The organism is Thalassoglobus neptunius, from assembly GCF_007859735.1.
Taxonomy (GTDB): Bacteria; Planctomycetota; Planctomycetia; order Planctomycetales; family Planctomycetaceae; genus Thalassoglobus; species Thalassoglobus neptunius.
The window spans coordinates 1-1,599 of the sequence record NZ_SIHI01000135.1 but is presented as its reverse complement, the minus strand read 5'-3'; the positions used below and the strand labels follow the sequence as shown (position 1 = coordinate 1,599).

The 1,599-nt window shown below is 47.9% G+C and carries 2 protein-coding genes; both read left to right on the top strand.

What is annotated here, in order from left to right; all coding sequences use genetic code 11:
• On the top strand, positions 1–162 hold the full coding sequence (locus KOR42_RS28095; protein WP_390620856.1) for an integrase core domain-containing protein: 162 nt from the start codon (positions 1–3) through the stop codon (positions 160–162).
• Positions 163–967: 805 nt separating this feature from the next.
• Positions 968–1,363 carry an Imm50 family immunity protein gene (locus KOR42_RS26210; protein ID WP_146512744.1) on the top strand — a complete coding sequence of 132 codons (396 nt, stop codon included), beginning with the start codon at positions 968–970 and terminating at the stop codon, positions 1,361–1,363.
• Positions 1,364–1,599 lie beyond the last annotated feature (236 nt).

Genomic DNA, 1,599 nt, shown 5'->3' with positions numbered 1-1,599 from the left:
ATTCAGGACTGGCGGATGACTTACAACCACCGCCGTCCGCACAGCTCTCTTGGAGGGTTGACGCCTGCCGAATTTTCGACTCAGTGTGCTTCCGTTCCAGAGAAGGTTCCGCCTACGGCTCCACCTTCTCCTCCACTCCAGCACACTGACTTACTTACCTAACCCCAACTCTCATAAGCCTGGTTCAAACTTCGGGGGCATTTCAACACCCTTCCATCCTCCTACCTGATGGTTCTGTTGTTCTTCGACTTGAAGAATCGGCTGTTTTCAGCTGGTATTCATGAAGGGCCAATTTACCCGTATGTCCTGAAGTGTGTCCTATCGTTCATCGCGGTCGCGATTGTTGGCTTTCTCATCTCTGAGTATGAAACAGGACGGTCAGAGCTCAAGCAAGATTGATTTAAGACTTGCGAGTCCGATTTAGTGAACGGTGCTATGATCGGTGATTTATGTTCCACAAACTCGCGGTGTGAGCTTGGAGAGGACCTGGAGTGAAGAACCTGAATTCCCCGCCGGCTGAAGAAAGTTGCCGAACGAAAGAGCCTCGACAGAGTGTTGGGATTTTTTTGTGCGTCAGTTTGGTGTTGGTTTTATTGGGTGGGATTCCGTTTCTGCTTCTTTTCTACGGGGCCATCGGTGCTGCGCTTCTTGGAGTTTGCGTCTTAGCAACGTTGATCAGCATACAGTTTTTGTTGTTCTATCCGCTTTGGAACAGTTTGAACCGTGAGTCATCTAGCAGTCGAAGAATTGATGACAACTGTTGATTTTGTGACGATCAACTTTTGAGAAAACGTTGGCAGGTTGAAAGGTGTGAAGGTTTCCGCAGCTCGCGTCTGGAAAGACATCGGCACTTGATGGTCACTTTGTAGTTGAGCGACGCAATTGACTGCGTAAAACCGGCTCACCGCGTAGAACAAAGCGGGCATTTGAGAGATCTATCTATCGAAAGGGTGAGGGGTTTTGGGCAATGAACTGGATAGAACAGACAGGTCACAGCTTTGGAATACAGGCGATTTTTTCAGAATTGCCCGAGCTTAATTCTGTGCTCATTCATGAAGTGATTCTCCATGGTGATGGACCATCGATCTCAGTCAGATTGGACCTTAACGAGTTTCCAACCAGCCCTCCTCAAAAGTGGATTGATCGAAAAGTCAATACAGTTCAAATCACACTGATGTTGCTTTGCGTGGAAGACTTATCAGTTCGTGGGTGGGGGATCGACAATGTTGGAGATATCACCATACAATCGCTTGATGATGGACTTCGCTTCCACTTCAAAAGCCAGGCTGCGGAAATTGAATGTGGCATGCAGTTGATCGAGTTGGTCGACATTTCTGGCTACATGAATTCCATGCGGACGTGACAACTAATTCGGTGCCCAATCTTCGGTGCATGATTACGAGTGCAAAACGGAATTCTGCGATCGAATTTTTTCGCAGCGAGTTAGAGGCTATCCGGAAACTGAGGTTTTGTGAAAGTCTGGTTTTGTTCACACTTTGCGGTTCATCAACGCAAAGGAGTGCACGGTGTCCGAGGCGATTCGAAAAGCGTACCCAAGTGACCTGACTGACCTTCAGTGGGAGATGATCGAAATGATTC